Here is a 16,062-nt window from a genome sequence, read left to right on the forward strand (position 1 = left end):
CGGTCGGGGAGCGGGGGAAGGTCAGGCCTTCTTGGTCTCCTAGTAATCGGCCAGGTCGGTGACCTGCGGGGATCTTCCCTGCGGGGCGCTGACCTGGCCTTTTGCTGATGGCTGGCGATGGGGGGCGACGGTCCTGACCGGGTGTCCTGCGGACTGTGTGCGGACTGGCAGAAGCGTCCTGGGTGCCACCGCTACTCGACTGATGCAGTGGGATTCTCACCGCGCTGGGCCTGCTGGATCCGCGTCACCACCATCTTCGTGATCGCCATCAGCTGCTGATCAGAGGTCTGGGTGCCCGGGGGCCGCGTGTACTCGATGCGCGCGATGACGCCGTCTTGGCGGACGATTACTCCTTCACCATCCATACCAGTACTGGGAGAGGAGCTGATCTCGAACCGGTCGATCTGATCGCCGGGCGGATTGCTTCCGACCTCATCTTCGGTTCCCTTGCCTGTGAAGAGCTCTTCTGCAGTGGCTCCCGGTAGCGAGATCATGTAGATCTCAAGCTCTTCGTCTTCCATGTCGGTGAATGCGGCCACGCCGAGTGAGATGGCCTTGGCGCACCAGGATTCCGGCCAGCGTTCACTCAAGCAGAATTCGCTCTTGGAACCGTCCCAAGCTTTGATGTTGCGTTCGCTGGAAAACGTGCTTGGAACATTCCGCTGCCTGGGCAGTGCCGACTTCAGCAACGCTGCGTCCATCGTCGTGCCCTGGGGGACGCTTGGCGCAGATGCTTGTGGCGGAGCGGCGTCAGGATTTGTGCTCGACACATCCGAGCTGCAACCGGAGAGAAGGAAAGCGGTTGCCAGAAGGGCTAAGGCACCGGACGCGCTGCGCGAGCGGAAGCCTTGGCGGTTGGTCATGTGGAAGCTATCCCATCGTCGTGACACGATCGCGTCACGCTACACGGCGCTGAGCGAGGCACGTTGGCGAATTCGTGCTCTGCCATCGAGCAATGCTCAGGACTTGTGGATCGGCCTCGGGCGGGGACGCGGAGGGCGTACCTTCCCGAATGATCCGCAAGGTCTCCGAGTAGGCCCGCGTTGCAGCGCGGGTCGGGAAGGCACGCCCGTGCTCAGCGTAGTCACCGACGACGGCTCCACACAGTCCGGCTCCCTGATCGACGAGATCGTCCGGGAAGGCGCCCGCCGAATGCTCGCCGCCGCTTTGGAAGCGGAAGTCAACCAGTACATAGCCGAGTTGGCAGCCGAGACCGACGAGCAGGGACGGCGCCTGGTGGTCCGCAACGGCCACCACCGACCCCGCACCGTCGTCACCGCGGCCGGGCCGGTCGAGGTCACCGCGCCACGGGTGAACGACCGCCGCATCGACGATGAGACCGGCGAGCGGAAGCGGTTCTCCTCCAAGATCCTTCCCCCGTGGTGCCGCAAGTCACCGAAGGTCTCCGAGGTCCTGCCGCTGCTCTACCTGCACGGCCTGTCCTCCGGGGACTTCGTGCCCGCGCTGGAGCATTTCCTCGGCGGCGCGGCCGGCCTGTCGCCGGCCACGGTCACCCGGCTGACCAAGCAGTGGGCCGACGACCACGCCGCCTTCCAGTCCCGGGACCTGTCCGACCGCGACTTCGTCTACGTCTGGGCAGATGGCGTGCACCCGAAGGTGCGGCTCGGGCAGGCGCACTCGTGCGTCCTGGTCCTGCTCGGCGTGCGCCTGGACGGCACCAAAGAGCTCATCGCCCTGGCCGAGGGGCTGCGCGAGTCGACCGAGTCGTGGGCCGAGCTGCTGCGTGATTGCCGCCGACGCGGCATGCGCGACCCCGAGCTGGTCGTAGGTGACGGCGCAATGGGCCTCTGGAAGGCCCTCGCCGAGGTCTTCCCTGCCGCCCGCCACCAGCGCTGCTGGGTCCACAAGGCCCGCAACGTAGCGAACTGCCTGCCCAAGTCCGCACAGCCCGGGGCCACGAAGGCCATGCAGGAGATCTACAACGCCGAGGACCGGACCCACGCCGAGAAGGCGATCGAGGCATTCGCCCGCGCCTACGGCACGAAGTGGCCGAAGGCGGCCGCAAAGATCACCGACGACCGGGACGAGCTGCTGGCGTTCTACGACTTCCCGGCCGAGCACTGGATCCACCTGCGGACCACGAATCCGATCGAGTCGACGTTCTCCACGGTCAAGCTCCGCACGAAGGTCACCCGAGGCGCGGGCAGCCCGGCCGCGGCCCTCGCGATGGTGTTCAAGCTCGTCGAGTCCGCCCAGTCCCGCTGGCGGGCGATCACCGGCGCCCACCTGGTCCCGCTCGTCCGCGCCGGCGCCCGCTTCGAAAACGGCCACCTGGTCGAACGCACCGAGAACCACGCAGCCTGAGGAGAATCTCACGATGACCGTCACCGACACCTACGGCACGAACACCCACACGGCCCAGCAGCTGGCCGACCTCCTCACCGAACGACTGCCAGCGACCTTCGCCGAGCGCGACAGCGACTACTTCGGCCTCTATTTCCTCGCCACACTCGCCGACACGACCCGCATCAAGGTCCAGCCCAACACCGTTCCCGGAGACGACGGCGAAGACGACCTTCTTGAGGACGACCACCCCGACGTGTCCGTCCTCCTCATCGTCACCGCACCGGCCGAGGCTCAGCCCCTGAGCACGGAACTTGCAGCCGTCGACGGACTCACCCGGCTCCGGTCATCCCGAAACTGAGAAGCCACCGATCCACAGGTATTGACGATTGCTCTCTGCCATCGTCTGGGCTGCCCAGCTTGTGGAACCGCACCGGGGCATACGTCAGGTGCCTTGCTTCCTGATTGCGATGGCGAGGGCTCCGAGGGCTTCCTTCTCGGGGCCGTAGATCGTGCGGATGTTGGCGAGTTGCTGGTCGCGGGTGGCGGTCGGGTTGACGTTGGACGGGCCTTCGCCGTCGAGGAGGGCTTCGAAGTCGGGGTACTCGGTGACGCGGAGGACTTCGACGTCGCAGGTCTCGTCGGTGTCCTTGATGCGGAAGCGGATGGTGTCGCCGGCGGCGAGGTCCGCGAGGTGCGGGTATTTGACCCGCACCTCGATGGTCTTGGTGCCCGCGGCGACGAGTTCGAAGTACTGGCGGTAGAGGTTGAGCTCGCGGACGCGGGCGGTGCGGTCGGTCATCGGGAGGGAACGCTCCTGGGGGACGGTGCGGTGATCAGGCGGTCGATCTCGGCGGCCGAGTACGAGCGGAAGAAGTGGCGGGGGTCGGAGAGCAGGGTCTCGGTCATGGCGAGCAGCTGGTCGGCGTACTCGATGACGGTGCCGGGCCACTGCCGGGTGTCGAGCATCCAGGGGGCGGCTCCCTCGGGCAAGGGGGCACGGCCTTCTCGGATGAGGGATTTCGACAGCTTGGCGCCGGTGTCGGTGACGACCTGGGGGCAGAACAGACGGGCCGGGAGCTGGGCGCGGGTGAGGCCCACGGCCTGGAGGGCCTCGTCGACGAGATGGGAGCCGAAGACCCAGTCGCCGCCCTTGACCATGACGTGCAGGGTGCCCTGGGGGCTGGTCAGGGCGAGTTCCTTGACCAGGTTGCGGTAGAGGGTGGCCAGGTCGAGGTAGCCGCCGGCGGTGGACGTGATGGGGGTCTCGTACGGGCCGTGGTGGAGGCAGACGGCGGAGACTCGCGCGGATTCGGGGCTGGCGAGGTGGGCGCGGGTGCGTTCGGCGTGTTTCTCGGCCCAGCCGCAATCGGGGTGCGGGCAGGGGACGCGGAGGTGAGGGGTGCCGGTGGAGGGGGCTAGCCACCAGCGGGCGGCGTCGATGCGGGGGAGGAGCCGGAGCCAGGTGTGGCGGTAGTGCTCGCCGGCCTGCTGCTGGGTGTACGTCTCGATGCGGTGCGGGATGCCCAGGCGCCTGGACAGGGCGGTGAAGAGGGGCTGGTAAAGGGCGGTGACGAGGTCGATCAGGGCCTGTTCGCCGAGGGCCTGGGCGTAGGCGCGCTGGTAGCGGTTGCCGCTGGCGGGGTCGGTGGCGAGCTCGTACGGGGCGTTGTCGAGGGCGCTGAAGAGCACCTCGGTGGGGAGGCCGAAGCGGTCGCGTAGTCGGGCGGCTATGGCGAAGGCCAGGGACTGCACGAGCGAGGTGCCGATGTGCGGGGCGCCGTTGATCTGGGTGCCGACGACCAACACGATCCGCTCGGGCGGGGCAGCCAGGATGCGCGGGGTCAGGACGTCCTCGGCGTGGTGCAGGGCGTTGGCGAGAACGGTGTTCGGCGAGACGGGGTGCGTGGTCACGAGGTGGCCCCCTGGGGTTCGGTGATGCGGTTGAAGGCGGCCCAGACGCGCTTTCCGGGGCCCGTCCGCTCCTTCACGCCCCACTTGTCGGCGGTCGCGGCGACGATCAGCAGACCGCGGCCGTCGACGGCGGATTCCTCGGGAACGCGCTGCGTCGGCCTGTTCTCGCCGCTGTCGTGGACCTCGATCCGCAGCTCCTCGTCGAGGGACTCGACCCGTACCAGGATCAGTCGGCCCACGGGCGTTCCGTGAAGCACGGCGTTGGTGACGAGTTCCGAGGTGCACAGCCGCATGTCGTCGAGGCGGCTCGTCTCACCCCATTCGGTCAGCGTGGCGGCGACGAAGTCGCGAGCGGTACGCGGCGTGGTCCGGCGGCGGGGGAACAGTGTGGTGCGGTGCCGACCCGTGCTCGGAAGGAGATGCGGGGCGGTATCGGTCGCCTCGTTGGTGAGTCTGCTTGCCATGGTCAACAGCAAAGCGACTTAACTCATTTGGGGCGGGAGCCAGCATGGGGGCCAAGACGGGGGCCACTATGGGGGCCAGAGGTCACGTGTTCCTGGGGGACGGAATGGGCGACACCGGGATCGGTGCCTTGCTCGTTCGGCTGCGTACAGCGCGCGGCTGGAGCCAGCAGAGGGTTGCCGACGAGTACAACGACCTGGAGGGGCGTTCCGCGAAGACCGGCAAGGAGATCGGGAGGTACGAGCGCGAAGCGCGAGTCCCCGTTCCCTACGCCCGGAAGTACCTGGCGCAGGTCTTCGGTGTCGATGTCGCCGTGCTCGACCAAGCCGTTGCCATCAGCAAGGGGCAGCGGGACGGGGCTGACGCCGCCGAGGTCGAGACCGTGCCGTCGGTGCTGCCGCCCGAAGACACTCGCGTCCGTGGAGACCCGCTCTCGGAGGACGCGGCGCGTTCGGCGGACTTCGCCCGCTTCATCGCGCAGCGCAACGCCGACGAGTTCGTCGTGGAGCAGCTGGAGGCCGACGTTGGCCGACTGGCCCGTACGTACGTCAGCCACCCGCTGATGGAACAGTACGTCGAGATCAAGCGGTTACGGGACGGGGTGTTCGAGCTGCTGCGCGGGCGCCAGCACCCCCGGCAGACCACCGGCCTCTACCTCTCTGCCTCTCGCCTCTGCGGTCTATCCGCGCACGTCTGCCTTGACCTTGGCGCCTACGAGTCGGCTGCCACCCATGCCCGTACCGCACGCGCCTGTGCCGAGGCGGCCGGGCACGAGGGGATGCTGGCCTGGGTACGGGCCGTGGAGTCGTTGATCGCGTACTGGACCGGGCGGTACGAGCAGGCGGCCCGGTTGGCGCAGGCCGGTCGGCGGCACAGGGCGAGCGGCAGCATCGGCGCACGGCTGGCGAGTCTGGAGGCGCGGGCGTTGGCGATAGTGGGCGATTCGGCAGGTGCGCTCGCTGCCCTGTCGGATGCCGAACGATCGCGCGAGGCGATCTCGGGTGGGGACGAGGCGCTGGGAGTCTTCGACTTCCCTGCGGCCAAGCAGTTTGCTTACGCCGGAACGACTCTCTTGGCCGTGGGCGGGCAGGAGCACGTCCACCAGGCCATCGTCAGCGCGAAGACGGCGATCCGCCTCTATCGCAGCGCGGACGGAGATGACCAGTCGGTCGGTGACCTCTTCGCCGCGCACCTCGACCTCGCCAGCGGGCACCTGCTCCTGGGCGATCTGGACGGCACTGAGGAGATGCTCGGCTTCGTTCTCCAGTCCTCGCCGGAGCGCATGTCGGCCAGTATCGTGCGCCGGCTCACTGTTCTCGGACGGGAGTTGGAAGGGCCGCAGTACGGTGGTGCCGCGCAGGCGGTGCACCTGCGCGAACGACTCCAGCACACGGCCGTCCGTGCGTCCCTGCCCGCCGCCCACCCTCCGGAGTTGCCGACGTGACCGACCTGTCCGCCGCCCACGACGCCGCCGTCACCGACCGGGCCCGCCTGGCGGGCAGCGCCTACAACGGAGACCGGGACCTGGCTGCCCGGCAGTCGCTCTACCAGTGGCAGACACCTCGGTACGACTTGCCCGGCCTCGTCGCCGAGCGGCTGGGCGGCGTACGGGGGCGCGTCGTCGACATCGGCTGCGGCAACGGCAAGTTCATCCAGCGGCTCCGCCAGGACCGCCCGGACCTGTCCCTGCTCGGCCTCGACATCGCGCCCGGCATCCTCGCCGGCGTCCCCGGCCCGGTCGCCGTGGCGGACGCCACGCGGCTTCCGCTGGCGGCGGGAAGCATCGACGCCGCTCTTGCGCTCCACATGCTGTACCACGTGCCCGACATTCCCCAGGCGGTCAGGGAGCTGGCCCGGGTCGTCGCCCGTGACGGGCTGGTAGTCGTGTCCACCAACAGCGACCGGGACAAGGCCGAACTCGACGACCTCTGGCAGCGGGCCGCCGGTGACGTCCTCGGAATCGAACGAGGCCCTGCCCGCATCTCACTCAGTGCCCGCTTCTCCCTGGAGAAGGCCCCGGCCTTCCTCGGCGAGGAGTTCGGACAGGTGGAGATCACCGAATTGCCGGGGACCATCACGGTCCGCGACCCCGAGCCGGTCATCGCTCACATGGCCTCTTATCGCGCCTGGTCGGACCAGCACGACGTGCCCTTCGACGCGACCGTCGACCGGGCCCGCACCCTCGTCGCCGACCACATCGTCCGCCATGGCGCGTACGAGATCACATGCCTGGGAGGCATCCTCGTCTGCAGCCGGTGACGGGGCGAGTCGCTACAGCTCGTCGGTCACACTGCCGTCGGGGTGGTGGCGGTAGAAGTACACGCGGCGCTCGTCCGAGGGCTTTTGCTGTTCGGCTTCGTACCAGGGAACCAGGTGGGCCCACGCTTCCCTTTGCTGACGGACGTTCGCTTCCAACCAGTCCGTGAAGCGGATGTAGATCCGAGAGGGTTCGGTGTCACCCTCGGAGTAGGACCACACCTCTGGATCCGGCCCTTCGCCGCGCAGGAACTCGAATTGGTAGCCCTGGTGCATGAAGATCACGCGATCGGAGCTGCGCAGGTGAAAGGGCTCTTGGTTCTCTCTCAGCAGTTCGTCCGCTGCTTCCCGGAGGCCGATGACGTGGGGGTGGAAGACGTCGCTGCCTTGAAAGAAGTGGCCGGCACCGCCACCGACGAGGCGGAGGAAGCAGGCATAGGCCGCAGCCAGCGGAGCGGGCTGGTCCCGTTCGATTTCGTCGAGCTCGTTGGCTGACAGCCCGCGCAGCCCGTCTTCCGTGGCCGTCGTGCCGTCGGCGAGCGATGTCACCAGAGCGCGAACCAGTGCCTCGGAGGAGGTGCCTGCTGCCCCGTGCGGGGGAGTAGTAGGCACGGCGGCAATCGCATTCTTGGACTCAGGCCGGCTCCCGCCCTGCTTGGCCTTCTTCCAAAACCGCACGCGATCCCCCTCAGCACTCTGGCCGATCCTGCCCCGGCCCGTCGGCCTGAGGTTAACGGACACCCGCCGCCTCGGTTCGAGTCCTTGCCAGTGCGTGGACCGGGCCCTGACCAGGAGCAGTAGGCTCCGTCGATCATGAGCATGCAAGCCACCCCCGAGGGTTTGCCGGATGGGGTATCCGGGACCGATCTTCGCGAGGCTTGGCGGACCGGTCGAGTCTTCGGCCCGCCGATCCGGCGGACCTTTCGCGACGTCATCGCCGACCGTCTCTCAGATCCGCTGCCACCGCAGGCAGCGATGTTGTTCGAGCCCCTGGCGGATCCGCACTGGGACAGCGACGGGTTCTTCCTCGGCGACTTCTACAACGAGATCCTTCATCAGGACACCTGCCATCCGTACACCGCAGAGGGTGTCGCCTTGCTCGCAGCCCTGTCCGTCGACGGCCGAGTACCTCCCCAGATCCGCTTCCAGACTGTGGTTCTGCTGTTCGAGATCGCCACTGCTGCGGACCGCCACCTCGCCCAGTGCTGGCCGGACATCCCGCCACATGCCGATCCCGAAAGCGAGGGCAGGGCCCGTGACGCCGTCCGGTTCTGCATCCCGGACCTGCTTGCCCGATGGGCGATCGAATGCCCCGCAGTCCGTCTGGCGCTGGCCGGCATCGCCGTTGTCTTCCCAACGGTCCGCACACTGCCCGCGCTGACCTCACGGCTTCAAGGCTTTGCCGAGCAGCACCCTCAAGGCACCGACATCGGTGACTACGTGCGATTCGTTCTGATCCTGGCCGCCGGCGACGACCAGCACACCCTCACCGCAGTCGAGACGCTCACAGACGCCTATTGGACAGGCACCGCACGCAGAGCACCCGCACGCGCACGAGCACTCCACTTGCTCGGACAGATGCTGACGGCAGTCGGCGGCAACCTCAGGCTCCAGCGCTGATCTCGTGACCGTCCTGGATCCCATGAAATCACTCCGGGTACGTTGACGTGATGTCTCTTGAACCGCGCAGCCGTGAAGAGCTGGTCTCCTTCCTCCAGGACCTGCACCAGGAGTTCCGTGCTCGCGGCGACGAGTGGGAGAACAACACGCTGGACGGCTTCCTTGAGGCGCTCGTCGCATGGGTGCACGACTCTCCAGGCGCGTACCGCCACGCAGGAGAACACATCCCGCCCGACGGGGACTGGACCTTCATGGCCCAAGCCCTCCGTGCGGCCACCGTCTACGAGTAGAGCTGCGTTCATCGCCGGCGGCGCGAGTGTCAAGCAGGTGCAGTCGGTCCTCGGGCACGCGTCCGCCGTCATCACGCTGCGGATCTACGCGCACCTGTGGCCGGGGAAAAGACCGCACCCGGCCCGCCATGGACGCCGTGCTCGGCGGCCTGCGGACCGGGTGCGGTCAGGGAGCGGGGGAAGGTCAGGCCTTCTTGGTCTCCCAGAAGATGCGGTCGATCTCGGCGATGAGCTCCAGCGCCTTCTCGCCCGTCTTCGGGTCGGTCGACGCCTTGGCGGCCGAGAGGGCCTTCAGGGTGTCGTTGACCAGCTGGTTGAGCTCGGGGTACTTCTCGAAGTGCGGGGCCTTGAAGTAGTCGCTCCAGAGCACCGAGACGTGGTGCTTGGCGAGCTCCGCGCGCTGCTCCTTGATGACCGTGGCGCGCGCACGGAAGTGCGGGTCCTCGTTGGCCAGGTACTTCTCCTGGACAGCCTTGACGGACTCGGCCTCGATGCGGGCCTGGGCGGGGTCGTACACGCCGCACGGGAGGTCGCAGTGGGCGCTGACCTTCACCTTGGGGGCAAACAGGCGGGAGAGCATTGAGCCGTCCTTCCTCGTGATCGTCTTCTCAGGTGGGACATTACTCGGTGAGAAGGGCGTTTTCGCGGGCGCCCCCTGGGGCTTAGGTCAAAAGTCCAGGGTCACCATGGGACTCGTGTACGAGTGGACGAGTCGACACGGCAGTGGATCGGGAGGTGCCGGATGGCGGGAGAGGGGCGGGAGCGGGTGGCTGAGGCCGGTGCTCCGTTCGGGATCGCCGAGGTGACGGGGATCTCGATGGTGCCCACGCTGTTGCACGGCGATCAGTTGCTCGTGCAGTACGGGGCGCGGTTGCGGGCCGGGTGTGTGGCCGTGCTGCGGCATCCGCTCCAGCAGGATCTGCTCATCGTGAAGCGGCTGATCGAGCGACGCGACGGCGGCTGGTGGGTGCTGGGTGACAATCCGGACGCCGAGGGGGACAGCCGGGTCTTCGGGGCCGTGCCGCCCGAGCTGGTTCTCGGGCGGGTGCGGGCGCGGTACCGGCCGGTGACGCCGGGGCGTCAGCGTTCGGCCGGGGTGGTGCTCTCCTGGCTGGTGTCCGCCGTGAGGCCGGTGTGGTCCGACCGCTCGGCCTCCAGGCGCTTGCGGGCCCGGTAGGCGGCCACGTTGGCGCGGGTCGCGCAGCGGTCCGAGCAGTAGCGGCGGGAGCGGTTGGTGGAGGTGTCCAGGTAGGCGTTGCGGCAGGGCGGCGCCTGGCAGAGGCCGAGCCGGTCCGCGCCGAACTCCGTCAGGTGGAAGGCGAGGCCCATCGCCGAGATGGCGGCGTAGCCCGTGGTCGCGTTCGAGGAGTGGTCCGCGAGGTGCATGTGCCAGCGGGGCCGGCCCTCCTCGTCGAGGGTGTCGTGGCCGGAGATCTGCGGGCTGACCGGGAACTCCAGGAGGAGGGAGTTGAGGAGGTCGACCGCGCCCGTGTGGTCGCCCTCGTCGGCCGCGGCGAAGACCGCCCGCAGCCGGGCGCGCACCGTGCGGAAGCGCGGCAGGTCCGCCTCCGTGACGCGGCGGGCCATCTGGGTGGCGGGGCCGAAGAGGTCCCGGAGCACCTCGACGGAGGTCAGGGTGTCCTTGCCGCGGGCCGGCTCCTCGGTGTTGACCAGACGTACGGCAAAGTCCGAGTAATGGGCCAGTTCCACTTGTAGTCCTTACTTCGGCGGGCTAGTGTCTCGGTCGGAGGGGGTAACGGCTGTTTCCCCTTCGAGGGTATTACGAATGGTAGGGCCGACGCGGGGAGGAACGACCATGACCGGAACCGACTGGGCGGGCTGGCAGCAGAGCTGGGACCGTCAGCAGGAGTGGTACATGCCGGACCGTGAGGAGCGGTTCCGCGTGATGCTCGACATGGTCGAGGCGCTGGTGGGGCCGAAGCCCCGCGTCCTCGACCTCGCGTGCGGTACGGGAAGTATCACGAGCCGGCTGCTTCGGAGGTTCCCCGACGCCACCAGTGTCGGTGTCGACCTCGATCCGGCCCTCCTCGCCATCGCCGAGGGCTCCTTCGCGGGCGACGAGCGCGTCACCTTCGTGACCGCCGACCTCAAGGACCCCTCGTGGGCCGCGAGCCTGCCGTACGGCTCGTACGACGCCGTTCTCACCGCCACCGCCCTTCACTGGCTCCACAGCGGGCCCCTGACGGCCCTCTACGGGCAGCTCGCCGGCCTCGTCCGGGACGGCGGCGTCCTCATGAACGCCGACCACATGATCGACGAGGCCACGCCCCGCATCAACGCCGCCGAGCGGGCCCAGCGGCACGCCCGCATGGACCGCGAGAAGGCCGCCGGAGTCCTCGACTGGGCCGACTGGTGGGCGCTCGCCGCCAAGGACCCGGTCCTCGCCGGGCCCACCGCCCGCCGCTTCGAGATCTACGGCGAGCACGCCGACGGCGACACGCCCTCCGCCCGCTGGCACGCCGACACCCTCCGCGCCGCCGGCTTCGCCGAGGCCCGGCCCGTGTGGGCGTCCCCCTCCGACACGCTCCTCCTCGCGGTGAAGTAGCCGGGGGAGCGGAAAGGGGCGGTACGGGAGACCCGTACCGCCCCTTTCTCGCGTCTTACAGCACCTTCGAAAGGAACGCCTTCGTCCGGTCCTGCTGCGGGTTCGTCAGGACGTCCCGCGGGTTGCCCGACTCGACCACCACGCCGCCGTCCATGAAGACCAGCGAGTCGCCGACCTCCCGGGCGAAGCCCATCTCGTGCGTGACGACGATCATCGTCATGCCCGACTCGGCCAGGTCGCGCATGACGTCGAGGACGTCACCCACGAGCTCCGGGTCGAGCGCCGAGGTCGGCTCGTCGAAGAGCATCAGCTTCGGCTCCATCGCCAGCGCGCGGGCGATGGCCACGCGCTGCTGCTGGCCGCCGGAGAGCTGCGACGGGTAGTTGCCCATCTTGTCGCCGAGGCCGACCCGGTCGAGCAGGCGCTCGGCCCGCTCGCGCGCCACCGCCTTGGACTCGCCCTTCACCTGGATGGGCGCCTCCATGACGTTGGCCAGGGCCGTCATGTGGGGGAAGAGGTTGAAGCGCTGGAAGACCATGCCGATGTCACGGCGCTGGACCGCGACCTCGCTGTCCTTCAGCTCGTAGAGCTTGTCGCCCTTCTGCTTGTAGCCCACCAGCTCGCCGTCGACGGAGAGCCGGCCGCCGTCGATGCGCTCCAGGTGGTTGATGCAGCGCAGGAAGGTCGACTTTCCGGAGCCGGAGGGGCCGACGAGGCAGAAGACCTCGCCGTTCTGCACCTCCAGGTCGATGCCGCGGAGGATGTGGGCCGCGCCGTAGGACTTGTGGACGCCTTCGGCCTTGACCATGGGCTGACCGGTCATGCCATCCCCTCCGGGGAACGCTTGAAGGTGGTGATGTTCTTCTTGACGCGCTGGAACGGGGTGGGCGGCAGGTTGCGCGTCGCACCCCGGGCGAAACGGCGCTCCAGGTAGTACTGGCCGATGCTGAACACGCTGGTCAGCGCCAGGTACCAGATGGAGGCGACGAAGAGCATCTCCATGACGGCGCCCGCCGTGTTGCCGATGTTCGACGAGGCGCGCAGGAGTTCGGTGTACTGCACGGCCGAGACCAGGGACGAGGTCTTCAGCATGTTGATGAACTCGTTGCCCGTCGGCGGCACGATGACCCGCATGGCCTGCGGGAGCACGATGCGGCCCATGGTCTTCGTCGAGGACATGCCCAGCGCGTGCGCCGCCTCGGTCTGGCCCTCGTCGACCGACTGGATGCCGGCGCGGACGATCTCCGCCATGTAGGCGCCCTCGTTCAGGCCGAGGCCGAGCAGGGCCACCATGAACGGCGTCATGACGTCCACGGTCTCGTTCTTGTAGATCGGCCCGAGGTTGATGTAGTGGAAGATCAGCGACAGGTTGAACCAGACGAGCAGCTGGACGTAGACCGGGGTGCCGCGGAAGAACCAGATGTAGAGCCAGGCGACCGCGCCGGTCACCGGGTTCTTGGAGAGCCGCATCACGGCGAAGACGATGCCGAGGACGAGGCCGAGGGCCATCGACGAGATGCTGATGATGATGGTGTTCCACATGCCGCTGATCACGGACGGGTCGAACACCTTGTCCCACACCGTCGCCCAGACGACATCGCCCTGGGAGAAGGCGTAGACGAGCCACCCGAGGAGGACGACGACCACGACGGCGCTGACCCAGCGGCCGTAGTGCCGCACGGGGATGGCCTTGATCGCCTCGTAGGGGACGCCCGAGGGGGTGGGCCCGGCCGGAGCGGCGGCCGGGTCCTTGCTGATCTTGTCAGTCATGACGACTGCCCTTCAGTGGTACGGGGAGAGGTCACTTGCCGGCGTTGATCGTGGCCGACTTGACCGCGCTGCCCTCGACGTCCCACTTCTTCAGGACCTCCGCGTAGGAGCCGTCCTTGATGATCGCGTCGAGCGCCTCCTTGACGGCGTCGCGCAGCTGGGTGTTGTCCTTCGAGACGCCGATGCCGAAGAGGCCGACGTCGCTCTGGTTGCCGACGACCTCGAAGTCGTTGCCGCCGCCCGAGGTCTTCGCGATGTACGAGGCGACCGGGTAGTCGTTCAGGTCGGCGACCGCGCCGCCCGCCTTCACGCGGGTCTGGGCCTCGGCGTCGGTGTCGAAGGCCTGGATGGTCAGCTTCTTGTCGCCGCACTTGGTGGCCTGCGCCTTGAAGGTGTCCTCGTAGATCGTGCCGCGCTGGACGGCCACGGTCTTGCCGCAGAGGTCGTCGAGGGAGTTGACGCCCTGCGGGTTGCCCTTCTTGACGAGCAGGGAGACGCCGGAGCTGAAGTAGTCGACGAAGTCGATGCCCTTGCCGATCTTCTTCCCGTTGTCGTCCAGGCCCTCCTGGCGCTTCTTGTTGTCCGTCATCGAGGACATGATCAGCTGCTGGCGGCCGGTGTAGATCGAGGTGATCAGGCCGTCGAAGGTGCCCGAGACGAACTCGAGCTTGACGCCGAGCTGCTTGCTGAGGGCCTGCCCGAGGTCCGGGTCGACGCCGACGATCTTGCCGCCGTCGGTGAACTCCATCGGGGCGTACGAGGCGTCCGTGCCGACCTTGATGACGCCCGACTTCTGGATGTCGGCGGGGAGCTTCGAGAAGAGCGGGGCCTTGCTCGCGGCGGCGGAGCCGGTCTCCTTGGTGCCGCCCGCGCTCTCGGTCTGGTCGCCACAGGCGGTCAGCAGCATCGAGCCGGCGACCGCGATGGCGGCGACCGCGGCAAGACGGGAGGTGCGGGTCTTGGCGGTCGTACAGCGCGTGGAGCGTGCGGTCATGGTCGGGTTCCTCCGGCGTGTGAGGGAGCTGCCAGGTGTCGCGTACGTCTCTTCGAGTGTCGCGACCTCGTGTGATTACGGCATCTTGCCATTCGGACTGCCACAAACCGACGGCCTCCGATGTCAAAATCGGATAACGGGTGACCCCGAAATCGCGACAGGCCGGTACATCAAGGCCGGATCTTCTGCGGAATCTCTTCCCCCTCGCCGAAAAATCTGCGGTTCATCTCGCCATTCGGACGAGTGGAAGGCCGCCAATCGGGTGCTCGAAGCATCTATCGGGACATCGGGTGACGTGTCGTTCTCCGTCCGCGTCCGGACGCACTCGGTATGAGTCGCGTCACCGAGCGGATATGGACTCGTCTGCGGTGCCGTCCGTCCGGTAAGAAGGATCCTTACACCCCTCATCCGGGGCTCAGGGCGCGTTGTGCGGCGCGCCCGCGCGGCTGCCAGACACGGCGGCCGCGGGACCCGCCCACCGCTCCACACCAGGAGCGGCCAACCCTCAAATGCAGCAGACTCAAGGGGTCACCCAATGGCAGCGGAAATCGTCAATCCTCACAACGACAGCGGTACGGAAGCTCCCGAGGAGCCCTTCGATCCCGTCTTCGCCCTTCACCGGGGCGGCAAGATGGCCGTGCAGGCCACCGTTCCCGTCCGGAACAAGGACGACCTGTCCCTCGCGTACACGCCCGGCGTCGCCAAGGTGTGCACCGCGATCGCGGAGCAGCCCGAGCTGGTCAACGACTACACCTGGAAGTCCCAGGTCGTCGCCGTCGTGACCGACGGCACGGCGGTGCTCGGCCTCGGCGACATCGGCCCGGAGGCCTCCCTCCCGGTCATGGAGGGGAAGGCGATCCTCTTCAAGCAGTTCGGCGGCGTGGACGCGGTCCCGATCGCCCTCGCCACCACGGACACCGACGAGATCGTCGAGACCGTCGTCCGCCTCGCCCCGTCCTTCGGCGGAGTGAACCTGGAGGACATCTCGGCCCCGCGGTGCTTCGAGATCGAGCGCAAGCTCCAGGAGCGCCTCGACATCCCCGTCTTCCACGACGACCAGCACGGCACCGCCATCGTCACCCTGGCGGCCCTGCGCAACGCGGCCAAGCTGACCGGCCGGACCCTCGGCGACCTGCGCGGTGTCATCTCCGGCGCCGGCGCGGCCGGTGTGGCCATCGCCAAGTTCCTCCTGGAGGCCGGCCTCGGCGACGTCGCCGTCGCCGACCGCAAGGGCATCGTCAGCCGCGACCGCGAGGACCTCACGGACGTCAAGCGCGAGATCGCCGAGCTCACCAACAAGGCGGGCCTCAGCGGCTCCCTGGAGAGCGCCCTGGCCGGCGCGGACGTCTTCATCGGCGTCTCCGGCGGTACGGTCCCCGAGGCGGCCGTCGCCGCGATGGCCCCGAACGCCTTCGTGTTCGCCATGGCCAACCCGAACCCCGAGGTCCACCCCGACGTCGCGCACAAGTACGCGGCCGTCGTGGCGACCGGCCGTTCGGACTACCCGAACCAGATCAACAACGTCCTCGCGTTCCCCGGCATCTTCGCCGGCGCGCTCCAGGTCCGGGCCTCCCGGATCACCGAGGGCATGAAGATCGCCGCGGCCAACGCCATCGCGGACGTGGTCGGTGACCAGCTCGCCGCCGACTGCGTGATCCCGTCGCCGTTCGACGAGCGGGTCGCCCCGGCCGTCGCGGCCGCGGTCGCCGCCGCCGCCCGCGCCGAGGGCGTCGCGCGCCGCTGACGCGCTTCCGGTACGCCGAAGGGCCCTGCTCCTGTCCGAAAGGACCGGACGGGGCCCTTCGGCGTACCGGAGCGGTGGTACGGGGGTGGGGCGCGCGTCACAGTGAGGGGCGGTTCCGTCACGCACCCGCGGGCCCCTAGGG

At 68.4% G+C, this 16,062-nt stretch carries 18 protein-coding genes and 2 pseudogenes; 10 read left to right on the plus strand and 10 right to left on the minus strand.

Features of this window, described 5'->3' with window-relative positions; genetic code table 11:
* Positions 1-191: 191 nt before the first annotated feature.
* Complete coding sequence (locus SVTN_RS44390; RefSeq protein ID WP_159026499.1) at positions 192-863, minus strand: hypothetical protein; 672 nt, start codon at positions 861-863, stop codon at positions 192-194.
* Between the two features lie 208 nt (positions 864-1,071).
* Here SVTN_RS44390 and SVTN_RS25475 point away from each other — a divergent pair.
* Positions 1,072-2,304, plus strand: a pseudogene (locus SVTN_RS25475) (IS256 family transposase); the annotation flags it as partial.
* A gap of 34 nt (positions 2,305-2,338) precedes the next feature.
* Positions 2,339-2,665 (plus strand): hypothetical protein, encoded by a 327-nt coding sequence (locus SVTN_RS25480; RefSeq protein WP_041131193.1) that lies wholly within the window; start codon positions 2,339-2,341, stop codon positions 2,663-2,665.
* A gap of 84 nt (positions 2,666-2,749) precedes the next feature.
* Here the strand turns inward: SVTN_RS25480 and SVTN_RS25485 are convergent, their stop codons facing one another.
* Genes SVTN_RS25485 through SVTN_RS25495 form a run of 3 tightly spaced genes read right to left on the minus strand, consistent with a single transcriptional unit; the run spans position 2,750 to position 4,682 of the window.
* Positions 2,750-3,106, minus strand: a complete 357-nt coding sequence (locus SVTN_RS25485) for an ASCH domain-containing protein (protein ID WP_041131194.1) — start codon at positions 3,104-3,106, stop codon at positions 2,750-2,752.
* Positions 3,103-4,218, minus strand: a complete 1,116-nt coding sequence (locus tag SVTN_RS25490; protein ID WP_041131195.1) for a hypothetical protein — start codon at positions 4,216-4,218, stop codon at positions 3,103-3,105. The genes SVTN_RS25485 and SVTN_RS25490 overlap by 4 nt, the downstream gene beginning before the upstream one ends.
* Positions 4,215-4,682, minus strand: coding sequence for an ATP-binding protein (locus SVTN_RS25495; protein WP_041131196.1), 468 nt, complete (start codon positions 4,680-4,682; stop codon positions 4,215-4,217). The genes SVTN_RS25490 and SVTN_RS25495 overlap by 4 nt, the downstream gene beginning before the upstream one ends.
* A gap of 104 nt (positions 4,683-4,786) precedes the next feature.
* On the opposite strand from SVTN_RS25495, the gene SVTN_RS25500 reads away from it, so the two are divergent.
* Both SVTN_RS25500 and SVTN_RS25505 read left to right on the plus strand, forming a co-directional pair.
* Positions 4,787-6,124, plus strand: a complete 1,338-nt coding sequence (locus SVTN_RS25500) for a helix-turn-helix domain-containing protein (RefSeq protein WP_041134241.1) — start codon at positions 4,787-4,789, stop codon at positions 6,122-6,124.
* Positions 6,121-6,939: a class I SAM-dependent methyltransferase gene (locus SVTN_RS25505; RefSeq protein WP_041131197.1), complete on the plus strand. Its 819-nt coding sequence runs from the start codon at positions 6,121-6,123 to the stop codon at positions 6,937-6,939. Before SVTN_RS25500 ends, SVTN_RS25505 begins: the two co-directional genes overlap by 4 nt.
* A 12-nt stretch (positions 6,940-6,951) precedes the next feature.
* Here SVTN_RS25505 and SVTN_RS41125 read toward each other — a convergent pair whose 3' ends face one another.
* Positions 6,952-7,614 (minus strand): SMI1/KNR4 family protein, encoded by a 663-nt coding sequence (locus SVTN_RS41125; protein ID WP_159026500.1) that lies wholly within the window; start codon positions 7,612-7,614, stop codon positions 6,952-6,954.
* Positions 7,615-7,749: 135 nt separating this feature from the next.
* On the opposite strand from SVTN_RS41125, the gene SVTN_RS25515 reads away from it, so the two are divergent.
* The 3 genes and pseudogenes from SVTN_RS25515 to SVTN_RS46410 form a co-directional block, all read left to right on the plus strand.
* Positions 7,750-8,556: a hypothetical protein gene (locus SVTN_RS25515; protein WP_041131198.1), complete on the plus strand. Its 807-nt coding sequence runs from the start codon at positions 7,750-7,752 to the stop codon at positions 8,554-8,556.
* A 50-nt stretch (positions 8,557-8,606) separates the two neighbouring features.
* Complete coding sequence (locus SVTN_RS25520) at positions 8,607-8,846, plus strand: DUF7660 family protein (RefSeq protein WP_041134243.1); 240 nt, start codon at positions 8,607-8,609, stop codon at positions 8,844-8,846.
* Position 8,847: 1 nt separating this feature from the next.
* Positions 8,848-9,013: pseudogene (locus tag SVTN_RS46410) on the plus strand (tyrosine-type recombinase/integrase); the annotation flags it as partial.
* 17 nt (positions 9,014-9,030) lie between these two features.
* Here SVTN_RS46410 and sodN read toward each other — a convergent pair.
* On the minus strand, positions 9,031-9,426 hold the full coding sequence (sodN, locus tag SVTN_RS25525; protein WP_041131199.1) for a superoxide dismutase, Ni: 396 nt from the start codon (positions 9,424-9,426) through the stop codon (positions 9,031-9,033).
* 162 nt (positions 9,427-9,588) lie between these two features.
* On the opposite strand from sodN, the gene sodX reads away from it, so the two are divergent.
* Positions 9,589-10,023: a nickel-type superoxide dismutase maturation protease gene (gene sodX / locus SVTN_RS25530; RefSeq protein WP_041131200.1), complete on the plus strand. Its 435-nt coding sequence runs from the start codon at positions 9,589-9,591 to the stop codon at positions 10,021-10,023.
* Here sodX and SVTN_RS25535 read toward each other — a convergent pair.
* Positions 9,927-10,556, minus strand: coding sequence for a CGNR zinc finger domain-containing protein (locus tag SVTN_RS25535; RefSeq protein ID WP_041131201.1), 630 nt, complete (start codon positions 10,554-10,556; stop codon positions 9,927-9,929). The genes sodX and SVTN_RS25535 overlap by 97 nt on opposite strands.
* Positions 10,557-10,662: 106 nt before the next feature.
* Between SVTN_RS25535 and SVTN_RS25540 the strand changes: the two genes are divergently transcribed.
* Positions 10,663-11,412 (plus strand): class I SAM-dependent methyltransferase, encoded by a 750-nt coding sequence (locus SVTN_RS25540; RefSeq protein WP_174518286.1) that lies wholly within the window; start codon positions 10,663-10,665, stop codon positions 11,410-11,412.
* Positions 11,413-11,467: 55 nt separating this feature from the next.
* Here SVTN_RS25540 and SVTN_RS25545 read toward each other — a convergent pair whose 3' ends face one another.
* Genes SVTN_RS25545 through SVTN_RS25555 form a run of 3 tightly spaced genes read right to left on the minus strand, consistent with a single transcriptional unit; the run spans position 11,468 to position 14,176 of the window.
* Positions 11,468-12,235: an amino acid ABC transporter ATP-binding protein gene (locus SVTN_RS25545; RefSeq protein WP_041131203.1), complete on the minus strand. Its 768-nt coding sequence runs from the start codon at positions 12,233-12,235 to the stop codon at positions 11,468-11,470.
* Positions 12,232-13,182, minus strand: coding sequence for an amino acid ABC transporter permease (locus SVTN_RS25550; protein WP_041131204.1), 951 nt, complete (start codon positions 13,180-13,182; stop codon positions 12,232-12,234). The genes SVTN_RS25545 and SVTN_RS25550 overlap by 4 nt, the downstream gene beginning before the upstream one ends.
* Positions 13,183-13,213: 31 nt before the next feature.
* Positions 13,214-14,176 carry an ABC transporter substrate-binding protein gene (locus SVTN_RS25555; protein WP_041131205.1) on the minus strand — a complete coding sequence of 321 codons (963 nt, stop codon included), beginning with the start codon at positions 14,174-14,176 and terminating at the stop codon, positions 13,214-13,216.
* Between the two features lie 535 nt (positions 14,177-14,711).
* Here SVTN_RS25555 and SVTN_RS25560 point away from each other — a divergent pair.
* Positions 14,712-15,920 carry an NAD(P)-dependent malic enzyme gene (locus tag SVTN_RS25560; RefSeq protein ID WP_041131206.1) on the plus strand — a complete coding sequence of 403 codons (1,209 nt, stop codon included), beginning with the start codon at positions 14,712-14,714 and terminating at the stop codon, positions 15,918-15,920.
* The last annotated feature ends 142 nt before the right edge of the window (positions 15,921-16,062 follow it).

The organism is Streptomyces vietnamensis, assembly GCF_000830005.1.
In the GTDB taxonomy this organism is placed as follows: Bacteria; Actinomycetota; Actinomycetes; order Streptomycetales; family Streptomycetaceae; genus Streptomyces; species Streptomyces vietnamensis.

Coding starts and splice junctions, on each gene's coding strand:
- SVTN_RS44390 (WP_159026499.1), bottom strand. CDS start 863: ATGACCAACCGCCAAGGCTTCCGCTCGCGCAGCGCGTCCGGTGCCTTA.
- SVTN_RS25480 (WP_041131193.1), top strand. CDS start 2,339: ATGACCGTCACCGACACCTACGGCACGAACACCCACACGGCCCAGCAG.
- SVTN_RS25485 (WP_041131194.1), bottom strand. CDS start 3,106: ATGACCGACCGCACCGCCCGCGTCCGCGAGCTCAACCTCTACCGCCAG.
- SVTN_RS25495 (WP_041131196.1), bottom strand. CDS start 4,682: ATGGCAAGCAGACTCACCAACGAGGCGACCGATACCGCCCCGCATCTC.
- SVTN_RS25500 (WP_041134241.1), top strand. CDS start 4,787: ATGGGCGACACCGGGATCGGTGCCTTGCTCGTTCGGCTGCGTACAGCG.
- SVTN_RS25515 (WP_041131198.1), top strand. CDS start 7,750: ATGAGCATGCAAGCCACCCCCGAGGGTTTGCCGGATGGGGTATCCGGG.
- SVTN_RS25520 (WP_041134243.1), top strand. CDS start 8,607: ATGTCTCTTGAACCGCGCAGCCGTGAAGAGCTGGTCTCCTTCCTCCAG.
- sodN (WP_041131199.1), bottom strand. CDS start 9,426: ATGCTCTCCCGCCTGTTTGCCCCCAAGGTGAAGGTCAGCGCCCACTGC.
- sodX (WP_041131200.1), top strand. CDS start 9,589: ATGGCGGGAGAGGGGCGGGAGCGGGTGGCTGAGGCCGGTGCTCCGTTC.
- SVTN_RS25540 (WP_174518286.1), top strand. CDS start 10,663: ATGACCGGAACCGACTGGGCGGGCTGGCAGCAGAGCTGGGACCGTCAG.
- SVTN_RS25545 (WP_041131203.1), bottom strand. CDS start 12,235: ATGACCGGTCAGCCCATGGTCAAGGCCGAAGGCGTCCACAAGTCCTAC.
- SVTN_RS25550 (WP_041131204.1), bottom strand. CDS start 13,182: ATGACTGACAAGATCAGCAAGGACCCGGCCGCCGCTCCGGCCGGGCCC.
- SVTN_RS25555 (WP_041131205.1), bottom strand. CDS start 14,176: ATGACCGCACGCTCCACGCGCTGTACGACCGCCAAGACCCGCACCTCC.
- SVTN_RS25560 (WP_041131206.1), top strand. CDS start 14,712: ATGGCAGCGGAAATCGTCAATCCTCACAACGACAGCGGTACGGAAGCT.